2 protein-coding genes and 1 pseudogene are annotated in these 1,690 nt (G+C 50.0%); 1 reads left to right on the forward strand and 2 read right to left on the reverse strand.

The features are described from left to right. Positions 1 to 63: 63 nt before the first annotated feature. Positions 64 to 939: an ETX/MTX2 family pore-forming toxin gene (locus E3D03_RS20625; RefSeq protein ID WP_263568509.1), complete on the reverse strand. Its 876-nt coding sequence runs from the start codon at positions 937 to 939 to the stop codon at positions 64 to 66. A 22-nt stretch (positions 940 to 961) separates the two neighbouring features. Further along, positions 962 to 1,411: a hypothetical protein gene (locus tag E3D03_RS20630; RefSeq protein WP_263568510.1), complete on the reverse strand. Its 450-nt coding sequence runs from the start codon at positions 1,409 to 1,411 to the stop codon at positions 962 to 964. A 45-nt stretch (positions 1,412 to 1,456) separates the two neighbouring features. On the opposite strand from E3D03_RS20630, the pseudogene E3D03_RS20635 reads away from it, so the two are divergent. Further along, positions 1,457 to 1,690 (forward strand): annotated as a pseudogene (locus tag E3D03_RS20635) (acyl-CoA transferase); the annotation flags it as partial.

The raw sequence follows: 1,690 nt of genomic DNA on the forward strand, positions 1-1,690 counted from the left end.
TACCGGGGCTGATCGTGGCCAACTGGGTGGAGGGGAGATTGAATTATAAGTGATAACGTGGTTTTATTCGCCGCTTTTGGGAATTTGCTTTGTGTTTCGAGAAACAAATGTTTCAGGTAAGGCCATTAGAAACTCGTTTATGCTCGCGCTAGTATCGTCAAGCGGGCCTTCCGCATAATTCACTTTTGTTTCGCTGACATAGGTAGTTCTGATTTGACCATCGACTGAGATTTTGCGACCAGCATCATCTCTAAGAAGATATTGCATTGACTGGCGCCCAAGCTTTAGATCATTATAGCTCTTCTTGACTTTTGCTACGCCGTCAAACTGAACAAACCCAGATACCTTCGATATGCTAAATTTCTGAGAAAGAGAGACCGTAACAACAAGATAGGATCGCGGTGGAACTTCGAGCTTCTCTGAGACGGAAAGTGCCTTTGTCTCGGTTCCTGACGTTGTGCTTCCCGTGGTTATTGCAGTAGTGAGAGAGCGCGTTATGCTATATGAAGCGCCGCCACCAATACTGCCGCCTACGACCGCTCCGATTGGAACTGACAAGCTCAGATTCACAGACGATGTACTTGAAGTGGCCGATGTGATGTTCTTTGAAAAGCTGGACGTTGTTTGATCAACATAAGAAGATGAAAAGTTGTAGTCTCTAGACTGGAGCTTGTCTGTATTGTTTTCAAATACCCTTCTGTCTGCCTCAACGTCGTCTACTGTCTCAACACTACTACCCTCATCAACATCAAGCTGAGCTAAGACGATTTCCAAAGCTTCAATCTCTATGTCGCTCTCAGGATATTTGCGAACAAGAAGCCAATATACTTCGTGATTCAAATCGATATATATTCCAGGATCATTCTTTAGACGCGCTCTGAGCTTCTTCTTTTCCTCGCCCGCGATGTCAACGGCAGTGAACCCATCCAGTAGCCCCATCTTCAAGCTCCAGAATAAAAAATTAAGGACAAGCGCCCATCCAATCACAAATTGCGTTGACTACATTCGCAATACCCCCAGCGACCGTTGCGCCCAGAGAGACAATGAAAGCCAACGCGGTGGTCGTTCCTACGCCTGCAAATGCAGCTAGCTGAACAACTGCAGTTGATGCCACGGAGAGCGACCCAAGGCCGGCAGCAGAAGCTGCCACAATTAACGCGGCGACACCAAATGCACCTGTTTTGCAAGATGCACAGCCCAATGATGGGAGCTTAAGTAACAGGTCGCTGCTAGGATCAATAGCGTCCCGAATGAAGGGTGCTACTTCTAACGAGAAGAATGAATTGAATTGCTCCTTGTCAAAATGCTGCGGCGCACTATTGGCAAAGAATATTTCGAATGGATCGAGCTTCAAAAGTGACCTGATCACTTCATCCTCTCTAGCCGCCTTTACTACAGTTTCAAGGTCCATACACGTTCCTCACGGCATTGGATTCTCAAGAACTGGTATCATAGAATGAGTGTCCGCGAAACCATCCTCATCGCGCTGCACGCGCGGCTCTCGGCGCTGCCTGCCAAGGCCCTGCGCGGTGAGGTGCTGCCCGAGCGCGTGCCCGCAGAGGGCCTGCTGATCCTGCGCGACGGCGAGCCGGGGGAGCCGGAGGTGACGTTGTCGCCGCTGCGGTGCCACTACCAGCACCGGGCCGAAATCGAGGCAGTCGTGCAGGGCGCAACCCGAGACGCCGCCTTT

This window comes from Paracoccus sp. DMF (assembly GCF_004407025.1).
GTDB lineage: Bacteria > Pseudomonadota > Alphaproteobacteria > Rhodobacterales > Rhodobacteraceae > Paracoccus > Paracoccus aminovorans_B.

Bases quoted from the DNA above. Each gene is read 5' to 3' on its own strand.
- E3D03_RS20625 (WP_263568509.1), bottom strand. From the start codon at position 939: ATGGGGCTACTGGATGGGTTCACTGCCGTTGACATCGCGGGCGAGGAA.
- E3D03_RS20630 (WP_263568510.1), bottom strand. From the start codon at position 1,411: ATGGACCTTGAAACTGTAGTAAAGGCGGCTAGAGAGGATGAAGTGATC.